Source organism: Halopseudomonas sp. (assembly GCF_036960865.1).
Lineage (GTDB): Bacteria > Pseudomonadota > Gammaproteobacteria > Pseudomonadales > Pseudomonadaceae > Halopseudomonas.
This window is the reverse complement of record NZ_JBALWE010000001.1, coordinates 55,104-75,289: the sequence shown is the minus strand read 5'-3', so window position 1 is coordinate 75,289 and position 20,186 is coordinate 55,104. Positions and strand designations below refer to the sequence as shown.

General features: G+C 55.7%; 19 protein-coding genes, 1 tRNA gene and 1 pseudogene. 9 read left to right on the top strand and 12 right to left on the bottom strand.

The annotated features are described in order from the left end of the window. Positions 1 to 66: 66 nt before the first annotated feature. Complete coding sequence (locus V7747_RS00250) at positions 67 to 393, bottom strand: Arc family DNA-binding protein (protein ID WP_335614070.1); 327 nt, start codon at positions 391 to 393, stop codon at positions 67 to 69. Positions 394 to 719: 326 nt separating this feature from the next. Between V7747_RS00250 and V7747_RS00245 the strand changes: the two genes are divergently transcribed. Further along, a tRNA-Arg gene (locus tag V7747_RS00245) sits at positions 720 to 796 on the top strand. A gap of 544 nt (positions 797 to 1,340) precedes the next feature. Here the strand turns inward: V7747_RS00245 and V7747_RS18590 are convergent. The 5 genes from V7747_RS18590 to V7747_RS00225 form a co-directional block, all read right to left on the bottom strand. After that, positions 1,341 to 1,547 carry an antitoxin VbhA family protein gene (locus V7747_RS18590; protein WP_442909159.1) on the bottom strand — a complete coding sequence of 69 codons (207 nt, stop codon included), beginning with the start codon at positions 1,545 to 1,547 and terminating at the stop codon, positions 1,341 to 1,343. Between the two features lie 255 nt (positions 1,548 to 1,802). After that, positions 1,803 to 2,615: an inositol monophosphatase family protein gene (locus V7747_RS00240; protein WP_335614069.1), complete on the bottom strand. Its 813-nt coding sequence runs from the start codon at positions 2,613 to 2,615 to the stop codon at positions 1,803 to 1,805. 1,081 nt (positions 2,616 to 3,696) lie between these two features. Beyond that, entirely contained in the window at positions 3,697 to 4,557 is an 861-nt protein-coding gene (locus V7747_RS00235) for a tetratricopeptide repeat protein (protein ID WP_335614068.1), read from the bottom strand. Positions 4,558 to 4,672: 115 nt separating this feature from the next. Next, on the bottom strand, positions 4,673 to 5,782 hold the full coding sequence (locus tag V7747_RS00230; protein ID WP_335614067.1) for a GTPase family protein: 1,110 nt from the start codon (positions 5,780 to 5,782) through the stop codon (positions 4,673 to 4,675). 575 nt (positions 5,783 to 6,357) lie between these two features. Beyond that, positions 6,358 to 7,371, bottom strand: a complete 1,014-nt coding sequence (locus tag V7747_RS00225) for a helix-turn-helix transcriptional regulator (RefSeq protein ID WP_335614066.1) — start codon at positions 7,369 to 7,371, stop codon at positions 6,358 to 6,360. 315 nt (positions 7,372 to 7,686) lie between these two features. On the opposite strand from V7747_RS00225, the gene V7747_RS00220 reads away from it, so the two are divergent. The 4 genes and pseudogenes from V7747_RS00220 (at position 7,687) to V7747_RS00210 (ending at position 10,907) form a co-directional block, all read left to right on the top strand. Then, a complete protein-coding gene (locus V7747_RS00220; protein ID WP_335614065.1) occupies positions 7,687 to 8,904 on the top strand; it encodes a hypothetical protein in 1,218 nt (405 codons plus the stop codon). Further along, positions 8,897 to 9,448: a hypothetical protein gene (locus tag V7747_RS00215; protein ID WP_335614064.1), complete on the top strand. Its 552-nt coding sequence runs from the start codon at positions 8,897 to 8,899 to the stop codon at positions 9,446 to 9,448. Before V7747_RS00220 ends, V7747_RS00215 begins: the two co-directional genes overlap by 8 nt. Positions 9,449 to 9,662: 214 nt before the next feature. Continuing rightward, a pseudogene (locus V7747_RS18585) lies at positions 9,663 to 9,740 on the top strand (hypothetical protein); the annotation flags it as partial. A 120-nt stretch (positions 9,741 to 9,860) separates the two neighbouring features. Beyond that, on the top strand, positions 9,861 to 10,907 hold the full coding sequence (locus V7747_RS00210) for a hypothetical protein (protein WP_335614063.1): 1,047 nt from the start codon (positions 9,861 to 9,863) through the stop codon (positions 10,905 to 10,907). A gap of 93 nt (positions 10,908 to 11,000) precedes the next feature. Here V7747_RS00210 and V7747_RS00205 read toward each other — a convergent pair whose 3' ends face one another. Together V7747_RS00205 and V7747_RS00200 are read right to left on the bottom strand one after the other, a co-directional pair. After that, positions 11,001 to 11,651 carry a hypothetical protein gene (locus V7747_RS00205; RefSeq protein ID WP_335614062.1) on the bottom strand — a complete coding sequence of 217 codons (651 nt, stop codon included), beginning with the start codon at positions 11,649 to 11,651 and terminating at the stop codon, positions 11,001 to 11,003. Then, positions 11,648 to 12,694, bottom strand: a complete 1,047-nt coding sequence (locus tag V7747_RS00200; RefSeq protein ID WP_335614061.1) for a helix-turn-helix transcriptional regulator — start codon at positions 12,692 to 12,694, stop codon at positions 11,648 to 11,650. Before V7747_RS00200 ends, V7747_RS00205 begins: the two co-directional genes overlap by 4 nt. Positions 12,695 to 12,993: 299 nt before the next feature. Between V7747_RS00200 and V7747_RS00195 the strand changes: the two genes are divergently transcribed. After that, on the top strand, positions 12,994 to 13,971 hold the full coding sequence (locus V7747_RS00195) for an ADP-ribosylglycohydrolase family protein (protein ID WP_442909158.1): 978 nt from the start codon (positions 12,994 to 12,996) through the stop codon (positions 13,969 to 13,971). A 697-nt stretch (positions 13,972 to 14,668) separates the two neighbouring features. Next, positions 14,669 to 15,415, top strand: a complete 747-nt coding sequence (locus V7747_RS00190) for an LEM-3-like GIY-YIG domain-containing protein (protein ID WP_335614060.1) — start codon at positions 14,669 to 14,671, stop codon at positions 15,413 to 15,415. Between the two features lie 519 nt (positions 15,416 to 15,934). On the opposite strand, the gene V7747_RS00185 is transcribed toward V7747_RS00190, so the two are convergent. From V7747_RS00185 to V7747_RS00170, 4 genes are read right to left on the bottom strand one after another with little or no spacing between them, the layout of a single operon-like run. Then, entirely contained in the window at positions 15,935 to 16,651 is a 717-nt protein-coding gene (locus V7747_RS00185; RefSeq protein WP_335614059.1) for a hypothetical protein, read from the bottom strand. 54 nt (positions 16,652 to 16,705) lie between these two features. Then, entirely contained in the window at positions 16,706 to 17,350 is a 645-nt protein-coding gene (locus V7747_RS00180) for a hypothetical protein (protein WP_335614058.1), read from the bottom strand. After that, positions 17,347 to 18,384, bottom strand: coding sequence for a helix-turn-helix transcriptional regulator (locus tag V7747_RS00175; RefSeq protein ID WP_335614057.1), 1,038 nt, complete (start codon positions 18,382 to 18,384; stop codon positions 17,347 to 17,349). Before V7747_RS00175 ends, V7747_RS00180 begins: the two co-directional genes overlap by 4 nt. Further along, entirely contained in the window at positions 18,384 to 18,803 is a 420-nt protein-coding gene (locus tag V7747_RS00170; RefSeq protein ID WP_335614056.1) for a hypothetical protein, read from the bottom strand. Before V7747_RS00170 ends, V7747_RS00175 begins: the two co-directional genes overlap by 1 nt. A gap of 255 nt (positions 18,804 to 19,058) precedes the next feature. On the opposite strand from V7747_RS00170, the gene V7747_RS00165 reads away from it, so the two are divergent. Both V7747_RS00165 and V7747_RS00160 read left to right on the top strand, forming a co-directional pair. Beyond that, positions 19,059 to 19,409 carry a hypothetical protein gene (locus V7747_RS00165; RefSeq protein ID WP_335614055.1) on the top strand — a complete coding sequence of 117 codons (351 nt, stop codon included), beginning with the start codon at positions 19,059 to 19,061 and terminating at the stop codon, positions 19,407 to 19,409. Between the two features lie 3 nt (positions 19,410 to 19,412). Continuing rightward, complete coding sequence (locus V7747_RS00160; protein ID WP_335614054.1) at positions 19,413 to 20,174, top strand: hypothetical protein; 762 nt, start codon at positions 19,413 to 19,415, stop codon at positions 20,172 to 20,174. Positions 20,175 to 20,186: the final 12 nt, after the last annotated feature.

The following is a 20,186-nucleotide window of genomic DNA, read 5'->3' as shown; positions in this document are numbered from 1 at the left end:
TGAGCGGGTTTTTTAATGGCTAGTTGCCGGCGCAATTGCGGCTGGCAATAGAGCAGGGCGTGTCGCTTACTGCTGCTCGTTGGCCAGCAAGGCCAAGAGCGCGTTTTGCTGGCGACGGCTCATTTCACGAAAGCGCACCAGCAGTTCCTGTTCTGGCGAAGACAGACCATCGAGTTGCTGCTCATTCAGCGCCTGACGCGAGGGTTGCGTCTGCTCGGGCAGAATGGGCAAATCGAGCAGGCTATGCTCGAGGCGCGCAATGATTTCAGAGTTCATGCTACGGTGGTGCTGCTTGGCGACCTCGGCAATGCGATCGCGCATGCCCTGCGGCAGGCGCACCACAAACTTGTCTGCGGTGCGGCTGGTGTAGTGTTGTTGGGTAGCAGTTTTCATAGGGCAACAATAATCGCTTGTATGAAGTGAATCGATACCTACCAGCTGCCGAAATGCGCTGAACTGCGTGCGGTAGGCAGGGGACCCGGTCGAAGTTAATAGTAGTTATAGACAACTTCTTCGTGTTTAGTGCCCTAGTTAAACCTGTTTTTTAGCAGTATGCCAGTATGCGACAAAAAAATGTCTTCGTTTTGTGACGGAATTACGACGAATGGCGTTTTGCCATGCTTCCCCGCGCAGTGGTCAAGCCTGCGCAAATTCAGTTAACATGCGCGTCATCTTATTGAATTCAACGGGTTGGCGTCGCCGGCTCGGCACTTTCTTATGCGCTTGTAGCTCAGCTGGATAGAGCAACCGCCTCCTAAGCGGTAGGTCCCCGGTTCGAATCCGGGCTCGCGCGCCAATTAAATCAATAGGTTACGTTTTTCGTGTTTCGGTGTTTTTGATTTTGATACACGAAATGATACCTTTTTTGACCACCTGACCTTAGGCGGTCTTTACCAGCTTGGTCCTTTGGTCAGCTCCGCCTTGGGGCGTTCCACGCGTCTCAATAGCCTATAGTCAGCTCCGGCTCCGATCTTGGTTGGCGAGCTCAATTCGCGTATTCATGCGGCACCAAGTGACGTATTGATATGGCAGCTAGGCATGTTCGTCTACTCGAATAGAGCCCTCTCCGACGCCTTGTTCCATCTGTTTTTCTTTTACCGCGGGGTGTCCCTGCTTGGTTGACTGAGCCTTGTAGGCCTGAGAGCAGGGACGGGGTTTGGCAGGTGAGCTTTTGGGGATAGGGGGCTCTTGGTACAGACAGCTCGGCGAAAGCTCTGGTGTTAGGGCTACGGTATCGGACGAGGTGAATAAGCGTATCTGAGAGGTTCTGCTCATCCAAGTTCGTGCATCGTGCAATAAGGCCGTCGCAAACGAGCGTTGGGATGGTGTGGGCTAGGGTGTCATTCCTCGTCCGGAGGTGAGCGCTTCTGGACTCCGTGCCTTATTTTTGCTTCGGCCACTAGCTCTGCCGAAGAAAGACGGCCGTTAGCATACTCCTCCATTCTCGCTGCCATGTATTGGCTTACTTGGACTCCGGAGAGTCTGTTGCTCGCCTGAACGTGGAGTACATTCGCACGGCGTTTATTCAGGTCGTTGTTTTGCGGCATGTGGGTTTCCAGAGAAGGTGTTTCGATTAGACCTCTTCCCGATAACGATAGCCTAAGCAGGCCACCGTGGGCCATGGGTATCGTCAGCCGCCGATAGGGACTAGCCTCTTTCCAAGCCGTGCTGTCTGCCGTGTGGGCACAACTTGTCGCGTTCTTGCCTGGCTCTTGTTCCTGGTCGCAGAGCAGCGAACTGTTATCTTGCTCCACGGTTGCGGCCACAGCGTACCGGCAAGGCTTTCAATGGAAAACGATTGCTCAAACGTTTTTCTGAAAAACACGGTCCCAGTCTCGGTTGGCCAGTTCCCTGCAGGCGTCTGGGGCGCCACCAAAGCAACGCCTAGACGTGACCTCCAGGGCGGATCGGCTACCGTAGGTGATTTCCTGTCCATCCTGGTCGAGTAGCACGCCGCCGGCGCCGCGCAAGATGGCGTGCCCAGCCAATACGTCATGAGCTGCAGTGGTGACCAGCGACACCCCGGCTACGGCATCTCCGGCGGCAACTGCTGCCAGTCGGTACGCGATACTGGTTGTGGGAGCGGGGGTTGCTGGTGCGCATAGCTCCGCGTTAATGGCCGGTTTCCTGCTCGCGGCGCTGCTGACCATTACCCGCGACTCGGGCGTCAGGCTGGCGTTGGCGAGCGACGAGGCAAGCGGTGCGCCGTTGCGGTAGATCGTCTTCATGCCCTCGGCCCAAGCGATACAGTCGGGCCCACCGGCGGCTCTTACCGGCGCATAGACTACGCCAAGGACCGGACGGCCTTGACTGAGTAGGCCAACTGAAATGGCGGACCCTTTCAAACCTTTCAGAAAGTCTGCCGTTCCGTCGTTAGGGTCGACCACCCAGCAGTGCTGGTTGCCGGTGAGCTTAGAGCCGGTTTCCTCACCCCAAAAATCACATGCTAGAAGGTCTAGCAGTGCCGGACGCAACTCGCATTCGATCTCAGTGTCCACGTCGGCCTTGTCGTAGAAGCCGCGGGGGCCGTCAGGTCGTTGCCACTCGGCTATCAAACGGTCGCCCGCCCTGTTCACGATACTGATGACCTGGCTTAGAACGGTGGTGTAATTCATCGGCTTGGCTCTCCATGCAAGTCGCGGTGGTGGACTTAATTGTATTGCGTAGCTGCGACGAAACCTGTCGTAGCTGGCGGCTATTCTGTCCAGCTACTGATTGCAGCGAGGTGGAAATGGTTACGTACAAGGTCTTTTTGCAAAGAGTTGACCCCAAGGCTGGACCGTCGGCCAACTTCAGTTTTCAGGTGCAGGCGCAGAACGCCCAGATGGCTAAGGTCACGGCTGAAGCGCAATATCCTGGGTATCGCTGTATCAATAGCCCGGTTCGAGTAGGGTGAGCCCCGCAGATGAAGGCGTCGAGCACAGACCTACGGCGCAACTGGGTTGCAGGATTGGGGTTTTTGCTTGCAATGAAAAGCTGGCGGAAATTTTTTTGCGCAGAGTCCAGTGGCATCGCGATGTGTTGATAACCGCGATGCAGAGGGTCGGGGGGCGGTTTCGCTTTGAGCTTGCGAAATCTGCGGGTGGCAAGCTCCAGGCCGCTGGCTACGATGAACTGCATGTGCTGATTGAGGCATCGGACAGTGCGGCTGAGCTTGACCTTTTTTTGCCGTGCGCAGGGATTGTGCATGCTCACTTTGTTGGGCGGAATGCGTCTCCCGTACCGTCTGGGGTACGCAGCTATGCTTGGCGCTCGCTAGAGGAGGCGGCCAGCTTCTGGGCTCGTTTGTATCTGTCTACAGAGCATGCGAGCCTTGCGGTTAATCGCAATGATGAGCTTAGCTGGATCGCTGATGGTCTGGTAGGTGTAGGCGAACATGTTTGGTCGGTTTCGACCAAGGGTGCGTTGGCGGCCTTACACGAACGCATTGACGAGTCTTGCTGGCGAGGCATTCAACGAAGCATCGTAGTGGTGGAGCGCCGGTAGGCTGGCGAATCAGATCGCTTGAGAAGGTGCGGTCTGCGCTATATGCGCCGACTGGTGCAGAACCGGAAATTCTGGTTTTGCTCAGTCCTCATTTGTTGGATGCAGCTTGTCTTGGCTGTGTTTTATTGGTGCAGGGGAGCAGGTAGGTCAAATGGCTGCGCGCTGAGTGAACCTGTCAGTTGCTTGCTTGCTGGCAAAGCAAGAGCAGTGTCATGTTTTGCTCTCGCATGCTTTTGGGTCTGCCAGTTTTTGCTCCTGTGCCAGATTGATCCAGAACGCTTTCATCCGGCCACCGGCATCGTTTGGCGGCAGTGGGCCCCACCAGTCACCGTCGTACAGCTCAATTAGGTAGTCTGTGGCGGCGCGCTCGCCATGAAGGGCTGCGCACTGTAGCTCGTGGAATGCGCGCTCGTAGTTGAAAGCAGGCGAGTCGCTATTGAGCATGAGTATGCAGATGTTAACAATTGCCCAAGGGTCGCCGCACTCACTTGCGACTCGGTACCAAGCAATCGCCTCATCGTGTTCTGGCTTGCCGCCGACGATACAGTACTCATGTAGTTCAGCGAGGGTGTTGGCGATTAGCCCTCTAAGTGCGTTGTTTCGTGCGCATCGAAAGGCCTCGACGTAAGCAGACATCACATTGCTCAAATCCTCCGTATCTCTGGATCGGTGGCTTAGGTGCTCGGCTTGGTTGAACACCGCCTCGGCGGAGTTGTGTTCTACGGCAAGTTGAAGCACCTGCTCTCCGAGTGCGCTGTTTTGTTTCAAGTGCGTGCCGGTAATCCACATCCAGCCCAGATCGTTCAGCGCTTCCGGATCGTAGCCAAGCGCAGCCTGGCGCAGCTGTTGGTACAGGTCATGGGCGTCTGACTCGGTCGTTACCTGATGGATGGGCAGCTTGGATGTAAGTGCTTGCAGGCTGCCGGGCCACTGCGCGTCCTTGTCGCGAATTGAACAGGTACCATAGGGTGGTATAGATCCAGGGAGTCCAATATCAAAGTCTGGTGTCAGGGTGGCCTGAGCTGGAATGAGTTGGCTGATCGGTGTTACGGAGTTTGCCTGCTGTTCCATGCCCATATTCCTCCAGTGGTGGCTCGCTGGTTTTGCCGAGTGTGCGACCAAGTATGTCGCCGAGGCAAGAGAGGTGCAGAAGCCACACCCGAAGGTGTGGCTTCACTGGTTCTCGTTACAATGAAATTCGCTTCCTTAGCTCCATGGCTATAAGTGTCATATCCAGCTCCTTGCCGGGATTCTCTTTGATGAAGCGGGTGAGCACGGAAATATATGCGCTGCCGAGGGCCTTGGTAAGAGCCGATGCAGTGGCGGCCGCAATGGCTCCTCCGGCGACGCTGCCTGCACCGGGGACCATCTTCAACAGGCCGGTCACCAGGGTTCGACCGATTAGCGTTGCCGCACCTGCACCCAGAGTGGATGTCACCAGGGTGGTGAGGGCGGTGGTGCTGATTTCCATGCCGAAGGTAATGCCGATCTTTGCCAGCATACCGACCTGAATCGGCACTAGGCCTACCGCATCCGAAAAGGGGATAGGTACCGCAGCCAGCGCGCCTGCAGCTGCTGCAGCTACCACCACTTCCGTTTCGGCTTGCTCAACCTTCAGCTTCATTGCTGCCGCATGACGGGAGTTTAATGCGTTGGCGTAGGCACGCTGTTTTGCGTCAGGGAGTAGCTTTGCGGTTGCCTCAATCAATTTATCGACACCTTTGGGCTTGAGCGTGACGCGATCCTCGTCTTCTCCTAGCTCTTCTGCTAGTGCGCGAACGGACAAAATGGCGGCGGCGCTCGGCAACGTCTGTTTCACCTGTTCGCTGAACCCATCGTCCGAGCGGGATTTGGTAATGACCACCACGACCGGAATGTTCTTTTCGGTGAACAGGCGGCAAAGCTCCACCTCGGCTTCTTCGACGCGCCGACCGTCCTCATGAATGCACAGCCAGGCAACGTGGATATGCTGATTCTCATCGTGCGACGCAGATCGGGTGTCGATGACATCAGTCAGTTCAGCGGCGATGGTGTCGTAATCCTTCAGCTCCAGGCCTTTGGTGTCGATGATGGTGATTGGGTGCCCCTGTCTGGAGATTTCCTCGGTATGTTGGGTGACCGGGCGACCAGAACCTGTCTGCGCCAGTTCGCCGCGGAAAACCGTGTTGATGAGAGTGCTTTTGCCCACGCCGGTTTTGCCTGCGATGATGATATTAATCTTGCCAGATCCCTTGAGAGCGCCTTCGATAGCCTCTTCAATAGAGCCGGGCGTGTGCATTGGGGTTACGTTGGTCATGATAGGTCCTTCCTTGTCTGCTGCTTTGTCGTTCGCGCTAAGAGTCAACGCCCAAAGATCCAGGCCAGTGGGCCGCGCGATTTGGGGTGATGAGTTATCTGTAGATTGTCGCTACCGCATTGCGGGCAGGAGGCAAAACAGTCCACCCCCCACGCGAGGGCATCGCTTGTGGGGCGAACTCTTTTTCGCCAGCTGCATTGACGGCATCGGTAGGTAGTGGGGCCGGGTGGAAAGGGCATGTCAGTCCTCCGTTGTACTGTTACAGGGGACTTTGCAGCAGCACCGCGACAGGGCGTGTCGCATGAAGGCCAGTTTTTTCTTGAGAGTGGGAATGTGCCAAAAGCCTGCTGGCGACGGCATTGCGCCGTTGTGGCTGGCAACAGGCGATTGCACTGCCGTCGCCTTTGCTGGAGCAAGACAAAGGCTGGTTACGCAGTGCGCAGCGATAAGCTCCACTCGCCTTGCGCATGCTCCGGCGTTTCTGCCCTTGGGGTTTTGACTTTGCTACAGGCTCTGTTAGGCCTTAGAGACCGTTCGTCGAATGCTCCCTGCTTTGATCCCAGGCGGCTTTGAGGTTATTCCGCGTTTTCTTGGTACTGAGCGAGTGTCTGCTGCGCTCGGGTTTTGATCTCCTCAATCCAGTCGGCTGGCGCCCTTACTCGTATGTTTTCTCCTAGCGAGTAGACCCACCATCGTGTTTCCTTGTCATTCGGGACAACGGCACGCAAGCGTTGCCAATGGCTGCCCTCAAGAGGGGTGAGACTTTGCTCCATACTCAGTGGGGTTTCGTTGAGGAGCCAGGCGATGCTTGGGGACACGTCGGCTTCAAGCGACACAGTGGTGATGTCTTCTTCGCTGTTGAGTTGGCGGCTGATGAAGTGGTCGATACTGAAACCTTCCAGTTCCATGGCAGGGTCAGTAAGTACTTCTGCGTCAGTTATACGGTGCAACGCAAACTGCACTGGCTGCTCGTAGCTTTTGGTCCGTGCGACCAGATAGCTAATCGCATGTCGTGACACCAGGCCTGCCGGATGCAGTACGTGCTCGCGAGGTGCCGACTGCTCGCGAGCTTGGTAAACAACCCGTAATTGCCTTTCTCGCAGCAGGGCATCGGATACAGCTTCCCACACGTTTGAAGATATATCGGCAGGTAGCAACGCTTTGCCATTTGGGAGGGCGCGTACGGTTCTAGCCCAGTTGTGAAACGTGTTGCTGGTATTGCTCAGGAGCTGGTGTCGGGCCAGCTCAAACTGCGCCGTTAGCCTCTGTAGTACAGTGCTCGGCAGCAGTCTACTGAGGTGGCTTTCTGCGAGATGCAGGGCTAAAGCAGTGGCGGGGAGCATGATGTCTGTATCCAGCGGCGCGGTTTTTTTCCGAGTCCAGCGCGGATGATGGCCCCCAACGGATTGGTAAATGGGGAACGTGTTGGATGACTTTTCCAGATCACGCTGGATAGTACGTTTACTAACGTTAAACCCTTCATTTTCCAGGGCGCAGAGCAACTCTCTCGTGGAGATATCGCCGGGCTCTTTGGGAATGAGGGCGATCATCTGTTTTATGCGGTGCAATGTGTCTTTTGTGTCGCTCACTGTGGCGTCCATGTCTTGCGGTGATTTAAGTGGCGTCGCTGCTCGCATGCGACGGGACTCCCCTGCATGTGATGAAGGTGCCGTTTTACATCAACTCATGCGCGCTCGTGGTTATCAAGCGGGTTAGCAAAATTCTGTTTTACGCCGTCATTGCGACAAGGTTTGTCGTGATGGCGCTGAATAATTGCAGGGGCAGAGCACGGCGGTGACAGTTGTTTCCATCGTTCAGCGCTTGTACCTTCCTCAGGCGGGCAAGGAAGCCGGTTTGTTCAGCCAGTTGCCCCGTCTGATCAATAAGATAACCAAGGAGTGAACATGGAGTCGACGTCGCAATCGTCAGGCCTTTTAAAGGGGCGTGGCCGATCGTTAGTAGTAGCTGCAGTCCTTATACTGATGGCAGTGAGTTGGTTGGGGGCGATCGACCGTGCCTCGACCGATTACATCGACAGCTCTCTCGTGCAGGCCTCAGTAGCTTTTGGGGTGGCCAAGTTGCTCAACGCGCTGATTTCCCTACTGCAAAGTGTGGAGGTAGAAGTCAGCATGGTGGTCTTTTCTGGCAGCGTAGGTCTGGGAGAGGTGCTAGATCCGTTCAATGATCTGATCGAGGATTACTCTTCGCTCATGAAGCTATCGATCGGTTCTCTGCTGGTTCAAAAGCTGCTTCTTGGCGTCGTCTCTGACTTGTTCTTCAAAATTTTGCTGACGCTGTCTGGTGCCGTGGTCATTCTCAGTCTGTTGCGGCCATCGCTCGCCGGGTTTAATCAGAGCGTTCGCCTTTTTGCCTTTCTGGTTTTCCTTCGCTTTGCACTGGTTATGGTGGTCGCCTTGAACGGTGTGGTCAGCGAGTATTTTTTGGCTGAACAGTCCCGCGGTGGGATTGCTGCCTTGGAAGCGTTGCCGGGAGAGGTCGAGAATGTCGATGTAAAAGGCGCAGACGCGCAAGCCCTCAGTGCGTTGGCGTCGCAAGCCGAGGAGCAGCGCGCAGAACGGGAAGCTGTGCTCACTGCGCGACTTGAGGAAGTCGCCGCCCAGCGTCAGCAGCTAATAGAACAGCAACGTCAGGCAGAGTCCAAGCTTGATGAGCTGGAGGCAGGCATGGATACCGTCGAGCGCCTTAACTTCTTGTCGCGTTCGCCGGAGCACGCCAAGGCTATCGCGCAGGTTGGTCTTTACGAGGATCAGCTTGATCTGTTGGAGGATGAGCGCAACAAAACTCAAAACGGCCTGCTATTGATCCAGCGCGAGCGTGAAGCAGCGCAGAATCCGGATGGTGCTTCCGGCATCATGGATTCTGTGGGCGGCACCTTAGCCACGTTAGTCAACCCGCTGGCATTGGATGCGTTACAGGAGAAGCTCTCCAATGCCAGTGACACCATCATGGAAGTCATGGCGCTGTTTGTGTTGCGGACGCTCATCCTGCCCTTGTTGTTTCTGTATTGCCTGACTGTTGTCTTCAAGGCGATCTGGCGTGTTGACGCGCGCGAGTGGTTGAACCGCTCGGCTGCTCGCAGCCAGGAGGCTCAACATGTCTGATGCAGGTGCTGAATCGACATTGGGTGCATTGCCGCTGAGCTGGTGGATAGTGGGCATCGGTCTCTTGTTGATCTTGCCATTTGCTTTTGGGCTCGGCTTAGGCTTAAAGCGGCACATTGTGGTGTATCGAAATCATCTGGACGTGATGGTTGTCGGCGGGCTTTACCTGATCCCGGCGAGTATCGCTGCGCTGGCGGTGTTAATAGCCGGAGGCGGAGGGTCAGGCACCAATGATGAGGCAGTCTTCGAGCTTCGTATGGCGCTGTTTTCCCTTGCCGTGGTGCTCGATGCTTTGCTGCTCTTGTTTATCGTCGTGCGTACTTGGCTTGATAACCGGAACGTGCTGAAAATGCTGCTAGCGCTCTATGTGAAAATTCCGCTGGGCGTATTCTTTTTTGCTCAGTTCGGCAACATCTTCTGTGGTAAGCAGGCAGCCAGCAGACGCAAGTCCGTTTTTTGGGCTTTGCTGCTAACTCCGTTGATTCAGGGCTTGGTGAGGGACAAGCAGGGTCGTTTGCCTACCCTGCCAGGTCGTCGCACGTAACATGTTTGCTTGAGGGGGGGCGAGCTTCGGTGGTGTTTTTAAAAGCCCGGCGCTTGGTGCCTGCCGACATGTTTGCCTGCATTAGGAGGCTGCGTGTGGTTGCGTCTGTTGGTGCACGAGCTGGGGCGTAAGGAGGAGCGTTCGTGGGCACAGTATTTAAGTAGGATGCGCCTAGGCGTGGTGGCAATTTAACCGTCAATGCTCTGATTTACTCAGGCAGGCAAAGCGTCACAAACTCAACCTTTCAGCGACATTTGAAGCTGCTCTAGCTGAGGCTTTAGAGGCGAAGTAAGACGAGCAATGGATTGTCGGTAACAGAGTTGCGATTCGCGTCTCGCAGCGCAATTGCGTACTTGTGACAGGTCAATGGCCTGTCGCTGCGGATAAGTGAGCACGGAAAAGGAGAGGCAAGTTGACACTGTACGATTCGATTGTATTGGAGATTCAGGGTGGAGTGCTGTCAACGGTGTTGAGGGCCACAGACCTTCTTACAGCTGAGCGCAAGGTCAGTCTTTCTAGAAAAAATGAGGTTGGCGAGTATTACCGGGTCGGCTTCCACTTTTACAAAGAGTCCTCCATCAAAACAGAGCTGGCCAATAACGCTGAGGGTACCGGTAATGCTGTGCTGAAGGGGGGCGCAGCAAAATATCAGAGGGTTTCCGAAGGCCTGTACCGGGTTTTGGGGCTAGGTGAGCAAGAGGAACTTGTTGACTCGCATGTCGAACAAAAAACGGTAGCTCGCGCCTCGCAAAATGGCACACCGGAAGAGGGTTATGCGACCTATTTGGAGTCACAGCCATTCCAGATTTTCGATCGACGACGCAAATGCTTCCATCCTGCAGGCCCTGTAATCGGGTTTGACGCTCGTATAGCGGCATACTTCTGGCCTGACCCAGAAACATCCTACAGTGACACGGAGTTCCTGTTGAATGGATATATCGAACGTGCTCGAGCGCTTCTTACCGATCTCGATAGCCAGGCGTCAGAAGTTCTGCAACTGTTCACCGAGATATGCGCCTGGGGTGGTGTTCGGCTTCCTACAGACGACCCGCAAGTAGTGGTCTCAAATTTGAAGCTAGCAAAAGCCCCGGCAACTGATGCACCTGCTGCGATGAACAGCGCTTGGACGAAGCTATATGCTTTTTTCTATCCAGATGAATTTGTTATCTATGACTCTCGGGTGGCGACAGCCCTGGTATCCATTGCTGAGCGTGTGCTTGAAAACGACGCTGTAGACGAACTCAGAAAAAGCTACCCATCGCTGGGTGTTGTGGCTGGGCGAGGCGGCACGCGGCCAAGAGAAAATCGCTTGCGCTGGAAAAATGCCTACCGGTCTTGGGGCGCTCAGCTGGATGCAAATTGTCTGGCGAAAAAGATCCTGGCTGAGCTCAATAGAAGGTCTGGAGCTGCTTACAGCTTGCGACAGCTTGAGGCTGCTTTGTTTATGGAGGGGTATTAATGGGCCGTGAGAGCAATCCTTTCGGCCTCAGATGATGGTGGTGTTTAAAGGTTCGTGTGAGTAGGTCTCCAGAGGGCCTACTTCCAGGATATTTCAGCCCTCCACCACCGGATAGCTGACATCGCCCCAAAGGGTGTTGGGGTTGTCCAGCATGAGTTTGATGATCAGGGGGACCAGTTGGGCGAGGATGGCCACGCCGTCACGCACCTGCTCGCGGTTTACGCTGCTATTGCAGGTTGAGCCGCCGTGTATCAGTTGGTTGCGGAGCGTGTAGAGGCGGCTGAAGACCACACTCAGCACTTGCACCGTATCGCCTGCGCCAAGCGCTGCGTGAGCACGTTGTTTGCCCGCCTTGAAGCGTGCCTGCCAGTCTTCATGGCTGATCCTGCCATTCTGGAAGTCCCAGAAACTTTTGAACACGTATTTGTTGTCCAGCAGCACGCGAATGCTGCCGGGAAAGGCCTGCCAAACCAGTTTCTCCAGCGCGCGCTCTTGGTCGAGATCGCAGAGTTTTTGCAGGAACGACTGAAAGGTTTTCTGTTCGCTTAGCCTTAACTGGTCGTCGATCTCGGTGGCGTAGGCGGCGTTGAAGGCGATCCACAGGAAGACAAAGCGTCCGTCCAGGTCGTCGCTTTGCTCCGCGCGGTTTAACCAGCTGAGTGCGCGATGCACGCGTACTGCCAGATTGGTGGGGTGGGTGTCTCGCTCTGCTCGTTGGCGTTCTTTCAATTCGGAGTAGGTCATGACGAGGCATTCTCCGCGGCAGGTTGGTAGCCGCAGGTTTTTGCATGGGCCAACACCTGAGCGGCATCAGCCGCGAGGGCGTCACGCCATTCGGCCGGCTGCCTGACCAGAAAGGCTGGCCCCATACCTCGTATCCACCATAGGGTTTGCTTGTCGTTCGGCACGGTCGCGCGCAGTTCTACGCGGCCTTGGTCGTTAGGCGCGGATAGTTGCTGGTCGTTGCTTATGGGTGTTTCTTCCAGCTTCCAGGCCAGGTCTTGATAGATGTCTGCTACCAGTTCGACGGGCTGGCTATCGACTGGGTAATCGAAGTTGCCCTGCTGCACATAGGCTTCGATGCTGAAGTCCGGGCAGGGGCGAAAGGTCTCGGCGCTGGGAGTTACGGTTTGAAAGCGATGCAGCGCGAGTTGCCGGATATCTTCGTGCTCATCTATGGTGGCCAGCACGTAGCTGATGGCGCCGCGTACCACTAGCCCTTGCGGGTGGACGGTGTACTGTTTAAGTGCCTTCTTGAAGCGGCTGCGATAGGTGACATCAATTGCATGCTGGTTTAGTAGAGCATCGGCTATCGACTCCCAGATACCGGGTTTAACTGTCGGCGCGATCAGCTCTTTGCCTTCGGGGATGCTGGCTACACGTTTATCCCAGTGGGCCAGGTCGTTAGTTTCCAGGCTGTCGAGATGCTGTCGCGCGCGTGCCAGGCGCAACCTGATATGACCAAGGGCAGAGGGCGGTAGTTTGCTCGTCAGGCTCTGCTCGGCCATGGCCAAAAACAGTGCTTCTGCGGTGTCCATGGCGGGGAGGTCGCTGGCAAAGCCGGCGGTGTACTGCCAGCGATGCGGAGCATTCTTTTCGGTCACCTCGCAGGTGAGCGGAAACTTCGCGCTCAGGTTTTGCAGGTCACGCTGCAGCGTACGTTTGTCAACGATAAAGCCTTCTTCTCTGAGCAACTCGTGCAGGGTGTTGGTGTCGCGTTTGGCGGGTGCCCTGGGGATTAGGCGCAGCAACGCTAGCGTGCGCAATAACGTATCGTGTTTGCTCATCACAATTCCTTTTGCCTGTCAGGTGCGACATGAATCGTCGCATGCGGTGCCTAGACTGTCATCCGTTAACCGCAAGGGAGAGCAGTATGACCGACTTTACGCAATGGGCCGAGTGCGATGACACACTTGTTGGCGATCCGGTTGGCATTCGATCAGGTCAAGACGACAGGCTTTCGATCAGAGCGAATGTCACACCGTTTGCACGGGATCTAGAGGTTCTCTCCTGGGACTCCCGCCGCGTAGTTGGTTGCCTGGTGGGTGGTGCGGTGGGAGACGCATTGGGTGCACGAGTGGAGTTTATGTCGTGGGAGGAGATCCGCCGGGGTTTTGGCGAGTGGGGTATTCGATCGATGGCTCCGGCCTATGGTCGGCGTGGAGCGATAACTGACGACACGCAGATGATGCTGTTTACCGCCGAGGGTCTGCTGCGCGCGTTGGTGCGTATGCGTGACAACGGTAACTGTCATATTCCGGCGGTGCTGCATCATGCTTTGCAGCGCTGGCTGATTACCCAGGGCGTTGAGCCGGAACTGAGCCCCTGCCGCGATGGCTGGTTGATCGGTGAACAGTCACTGTGGTCACGACGAGCGCCGGGTAATACCTGTCTGTCAGCGCTGAGCGCAAGCCTCACGTTCGGCGAGCATGCCGGCAATAACAGTAAAGGTTGCGGTGGGGTTATGCGTGTCGCGCCCTGTGCCTTTTTGTTTGATGCCTTTGAGGTGGCTAGCGAATCGGCCAGACTGACGCATGGCCACCCTACCGGCTATTTGGCAGCAGGCTTGTTTGCTGACATTCTCAACCGGCTGTGGCGGCACAACCTACCGCTAGAGGATGCAACAGTCATCGCTTTGCAGGCCCACGGCAGCAAGCCCGGTATGCAGGAAACTCGAGTGCTTGTCGAGCAAGTGCTGCGCTTACATCAGAACGGGGTAAGGCCCAATCCTGAGCGCATCGCTGAGCTGGGCGGTGGCTGGGTGGCCGACGAAGCCCTGGCGATTGCCCTCTGGTGCGCCCTCGCAGCGCAAAGCCTGGAGGATGGGGTGATTATGGCCGTAAACCACAGTGGTGACAGCGACAGCACCGGGATGATTGCCGGTAATTTGCTGGGGCTGATTTATGGCCCTCAGGCGATTCCCGAGCGCTGGCTGGAAGAGCTGGAGCTACGCGAAGCAATTATACGTATTGCTGTGGATTTGGCGGAGATCCCTGCTCAATACCAAGGGAAGAGCAATGCACGGGAACGCCGTTTGATGAGGGTGCGGTATCCCGGCTGGTAGGGCGTACGCTCATTTAGTGGCTGATAGTAGATGTGATCGAATGAGATATAGCGCCGGGTTCGGCAGCTATTCTCGGCTATTGGCTGGAGTACCTGGTTTATGACTCGGATCGCTGCGAACATGGCTCTTTCCCCGGGGGGTAGACGCCGATGATCGCAAAGGGGGGGCCAGCAAGATGCGGATACGATACCCAGCGTGGCAGCTTAGGTGTCGCTAAACTACGTCATTTTCGCGGCATCAAACCTTTAAAGAGTCCAAATCCGTACCAGTGTAAAGCCGAGGTCTACATCGACATTTGGAAGGCCCCGGATAGTTATTGGTATCAACTCGTTAAGTACAGAGATGTTGCCATTTGGTCGGGGGCGGCACGGCTTTGAATTGGCTCAGGCATGGGGTCTGCCATCGTCTAAGAGAAAACTGATTAGGGGCTCAGCCTGAACACTGGTCGTCGGGCATCTCGATCTTAGGTGGGCGGCCATGGTGTCAAAGGTTACCGAGTGTTATAAAAGCATCTCAAGCATGATGGTGAAGGCGTCGTTGTAAGGTCCAGAGCTCGTTTAAAGCAATATCGGTTGTGCTGCTAGTGTCTCAGGTATGGACTGTGTTACCAATCGAATCAAAATCGCATTGCTATACGTGAGAAAAATGGGGCGGTTTTAAGAAGGCGAATATTAATTGTGTACAGAGAGTTTTCAGAATGGCTGAAATGAGCATCACCCCAGATCTGGCACAAGCGTTGGGGTACTACGTGTACGCTTACGTCGATCCGCGAAATAAAAAGATTTTTTATATCGGTAAAGGCATAGGTGGTCGTGCTACAGAGCATCTATCCGATAATAGCGTTTCTGCGAAAGTGGACAGAATTCGCCAAATTCGTAACGCGCGGCTAGAGCCTGTTATTGATATCTTGGCTCATGGGCTACGGGATGATGAGGAGGCTACTCGGGTTGAGGCCGCCTTGATTGAAGTGGTTGGCATAGATAATCTGACCAATCAAGTGAAGGGCCATCTTAGTAATAGATATCCGCGCAGAGGCCTGAGCGACCTGATCATCGAAAGCAAGGCGGAGCGCGCGCAAATTACCGACCCTGCTTTGCTGATTCGAATCAATAAACAGTTTAAATATGATATGAGTGCCGAGGAGTTGTATGAGTGCACTCGGGGTATTTGGGTGATTGGGCCAAGGCGTGAAAGGGCTAAATTTGTAATGGCTGTGTATGCAGGCATTGTTCGCGAAGTATATGAAGTTGAATCTTGGCATCATGCGGGGTCAACCCATTATAAATACCGGGATCAGACAGCGCTTGCTACCAAGTCGGACCGACGCTGGGAGTTTGTTGGGTCGGTGGCTGCGGAAGAAGTGCAGGCGCGCTATAAAGGGCGCTCAGTCGCTCACCTATTCCGCCCGGGCCAGCAAAGCCCGGTTGTAGGTGTGGGTCTGTAAGTTTTGCATTAGTGTTCTTTAATTAAGACTTTCCTCTTAAAAAAAGTAAATCGCACCGGTTTTTATGGAGGCGATTTCGTTTAACTCAGGCGGCCATGGCCCGACCGATGTGTTGTTGGTAGAAGTTTGCCTCAGCTTCTAACGACGGGATATATATGCTCAAGGTGGTCGGCAAAACTGCGCGGTGGCCCTGTCGCCATGTGTTCGGCTAGGTGTTCGAGGGCCTGCTTGCCGCATCTTGGATCGGTTTTAGCGTCAGTCGCTGCCATTAACCGAGGTCGTAGTGATTGCCCTGCAGTCGCTCAGCAGTAGTTCGCATGCAGACTCCCCGCAGGTTCATCGACTACGAGCCGTTACATAATCAGTCGGAGCAGCAGAGAATCAGGGCGCGTTATCCCGACTGGCGGGGTTGGCTTGAAACCTGGGGGCGAAGACTCAGCTGTTGAGAGTCGTCCTTGGCACGAAACCTCAACTGAGCGGGCCGTTCACTTGCGGTTAGGCGTCGCTGAAGCCTGCGCCTCATTCCTGCTCTTCCTCCTCCAGCGTGTTCAGCGCAAAGACTTCATCAGTCACCCGCTTGGCGCGTTTGCCGCTGCCACTTGGCTGGATCACAAACTCCAGTGAGTCACGCAGAAGAACAGTTTCGTCGTTCAGGTCTTCGCCGATTTCGTAGTCCTCGACAAAAAGTGCTGTAGCGGTGGCAAGCTGCTCGATCATTTCGTCTTTCTCCGACAACAGCTCGCTGTGGAGGTGCAGCATCTTGGCCATGATGTTGCAGTCGACCAGGGTACCCTCCAGCCAGTTGCAGCTGGAGGAGTATCCGGCCGCCCAGCGTAGCCCGGTACCTTCGATAAATACTTCCAGCTTGACGGTGTCTCCGCCGACAAAGCAGGACCCTAGCATCAATCCGGTAATACCGTGCTTCTTGGCGGCCTCGCCGATCATGACCATGGCATCGGTGATTTTCACGCCGCCGATCGTGCCGGGATAACCGTGCGCAGCAACATAGATGATCGCGTTATCAAACCTCACCTTGCACAGGCACTCAAGGGCAAGTCTGAAGCTGTTTTTATCGTAAAAATTGGCGCTGAATACATCCACGTCTGGTTCCATCTTGGCCATGCCCTCGACGAAGGGGCGCACGCTACTGCGGTTGCTGTCGCTATCGTCCAATGCCCAGGGTGACTCCAGCACCAGAATGGCCCGACGTTCACTGCGTGTTCTTGCTCTGCTCATAGGTTGGTATCTCGTGTGTGGTTCATGCGCGGATGGCGCGATCGGTTGTCGTGGTTATTCGTCGCTCAATATCAGCAGGCGAGTGCTCGGGTGCTGATGGTAGTTGACTCCGACTGCGGCCAGTGCGTCATCGTCCAGGTTCTGTTCTAGCGCACTGCCAATCTGGCTGAAAAGTTCAAGCGAGAAGTCTTGCTCCCTGAGGCTAAGTACCGCAAAGGCAGACTGAAACCGTTGCCCGGCAAGCACCCGCTTTGCTTCGGTATTGAATGTCCCGAACTGGTAGGCGCGTGCGATCATGCTGCGGCCCTTGGCGTTATGCAGCACGACGCGAAGGTCCGCCAAGTCGATGCACGGGATTTTGGGGACGTCCAGGAAAACGCCGCACAGCGCAGCCATGATCTGGTCCGCCCAGATAACGAGTTCCTGGGGGTTACATGGGCGGTCACAGCGGATCTGAAAACATCCCGCTTCAAGGGCGCGCTGGCTGCCTGCTGGGTCTAGAAACAGGGTTATGTAATGATCGCCCCGCACGCTATAGGCTGCTGGGGCCCCAAGCACGAAGCAGAAGTCGCAGCCATCGTTATTGTCTGGTTGCGCTGTAGTTAGTTGTTTCTCTTCCGGGCCGAACGGGCTGCCTCTTTCACGACCGTTCAGTAGATCAACAATGCGTACGGTGAGGCTGCATTGATCCTCGCTCATGCATCCTCCGGGGCCGGGAGGTTATCTCGATATTGCTCACAAGCCAGGTTCAGGCGTTGGGCCAACTCCTCACGTAGTGATGCGGGTGCAGTGACTACTACTTGGCCGGCTCGGGCCAGCAACCACCATTTCAGCTCCCAGCTGTCGCTGACCGTAGCGCTTAGCTGGAAACCTTCACCTTGTGGCAACGGGGTCAGCTGCATGTCATCAGAAATTGGTGTCTCGAGTAGTAGATGCGCCAGCTGGTCTTTGACCCAGGCGCGCAGTGCTATCTTTCCGCGTACACCAAACTGCATTTGCTCCTCTGCCAGATAGGTTGCCAGGTCAAATGGAGTGTCGTTGGGCACGGCTGTTGGCAGGGCTTCGGCGCTTTGCAAGCGGTGCAGGGCATACATACGCACATCGACAAATCTGGTACCGGTCGCCAGCAGGTAGCGCGTCTGCCCGCGTTGCACCATTGCCAGCGGGTTGAGGACGAGGTCTTGCTGGCTGCGCTTGGATGCGGAGCGATAGATGCACTGCAATTGCCGGCCTTCGACCAAGGCCTGTAGCACGGTAGCGGCGATATCGGGGTCAATCTGCGGTGGTTGGAGCACGGTGCTGGCGCTCAGGTAAGCGACTCGTTGCGGCAGTCGCGCTGCCGGTGTTTCCGCCGCCAATGCGCTGAGCTTGTCGCGCGCCTGACTAAAGCGCGGCGTCAGCTCATTAAGTAGCGCCCGGGGCAGCAGTGCTTCCAGGCTGCCTTCCAGCAGGCTCAGCGACAATGCTTCACCCAGACTGAGCCCTGGGACATTCAGGGACTTGCCCTCCATCCAATGCCAGCCGAACGGCGTACCCTTGCTGTTGCAGTGCAGGGGGAACAGCTGCTCCAGTAGCAACAGGTCCCGCTCAATGGTGCGCTTGGTGCATTTATGGCCTGCGTCTTCCAGCCTCTGGCGCAACGCCGCGGTGGTCATACCGGGCGGCTTGGTCGGTAACTGCTGCAGGATCTCCCACTGGCGAGCGAGTGAGCTGCGTGTTGAGACTACGGGCATTAGGCGCTCCGGTTGTCAGCGGCGTCAGGCGTTGGCGCACGTCGTTTGTTCTTGAGAATGCCGCGCTCGCTGGCAGCTGATACCAGCCAGGCCACCAGCTCCGAATAGTTGATTGGGGAGTCTGGCTGCAGCGCTTTGCGGGTTCCTTCCAGGCTGGACAGCACGCTGGTCAGCTCGGTGTTGTGTAGATGGCTTGTGCCACGTGCGCGTGCGGTTGCCAGCACTGGCTCCAGCAGGGCGTCAAAGGCCTCCTGCTGAATCAGCAAACCAGACAGCGCCGTCAGTTGCTGACTGATGGAGTCAGGTGCTGTGTCCGAGCCCAGAAATCCCGCCAGATTGATGATCCGTCGTCCCAGGCGCTTGATGCTGTGTGTCTCGCGTAGCAGGCTTTCCAGCTCTTCTTTAACCAATCGATCCATACCGCTTGCCCTCGTGTTTACTGGATCAGAAGCCAGTATGACGGTGTGGTGCGACAGAATGGGTCGCGGCGGGGCGGTTGTTCGCAGGGCGTAGAATTGCGCATAGGCAAGTGTGTTGGTGCCGGGTTCAGACTGGCGTTATTTAAACCTCCGGAGGGTGACGCTCAAGGCTATCAGTTGCGGGCTGCGACAGGCCTTGTCGCTCTCTATGGCATGCTGGTTTCAGCAAGTAAGAATCGAGGAGCTCGGTGGGTTATGAAAGGCAAAACCAGCAGCACTGGTAGCGAGTTCGAGTTATTGCGCCTGGACATGTTGGCGAGGCAGTTTCCGGGCATTGTTCAGGGCTGTGGTCAGGTTGTTTTTGCTGCAGAGGATGATGAAGCCCGGCTGAGCCACGCCTCCTGGCGTACTGAAGGGGATCTGTTTGAAAGAGCGAGCGAGACCGGCTTCAAGCAATACCTTATGGAGCTGATTGACTGCTTTATTCAGTACCGCGCGCAGACCGGTCAGACGAAGCGAAAAATCGGTGTCGTACGCATCGATCAAGGCAGCCTTATGATTGAATGGCTATCGAACGACGATCTACTGGAATCAGAAGGGACATAACGAATGGATGCATTGAAACAAGAATACGCGCGCATGCTGCAGGGTCTGCGGATTGATAAATTCAATCTGGATGAGGACAAGTACTCCGGCGTATTTCTACCAGAGCCCTTTGATGAGTATTTGACGGCAAAGACCAAGGTCATGCTGGTTGGTCGGGAGACTGCAGGTTGGAATACCGATAACAACAAAAACACTATTAAGCGCGCAGCGGGGCTGGGCGGTGTTTCGGTATCAGAGGTAGTAAACGAGTCCTTCAGGCGCTACAGAAAACACTTCAAGCTGAAGGGCGACAAGATCGTCGATACCTCGAGAAGCCGTTTTATGGAGTATTACTTCCGGCTAGCCAAGGAGCTTGCCCTTGATCCGCGAGCGCTCATATACGCCAACCTTTTCGCATGGGACTACGCCAAGAAAAGTCCAAGGCGACGGCCAGCTGACGAATTCAACGAAATTGCCTCCATTTCCCAGCAACTACTGGCCGCGCAGATACGACGTTTTAAGCCGGATTTCATTGTATTTGCTTCGGGGATCAGAGGCGCGGATGGAGTTATCCGGAGCCTGTTTAATGAGCATCTCGGCGGATACCAGACCGCTAAAGACAAGCTGGTTCCGGGCAAACTCTGGGAGTTCGAAGCGGCTGGCGCCACCTGTTATCGCATAGCGCACCCGCGTGCTGAATATGGGCATGCGGAGTTCAGGGATCAGGTGATCGAACGCATCCAGGCCAGCGTTGCTTCGAGGCATCTGCATAAGGGCCGTCACTAAGGCACGACATTG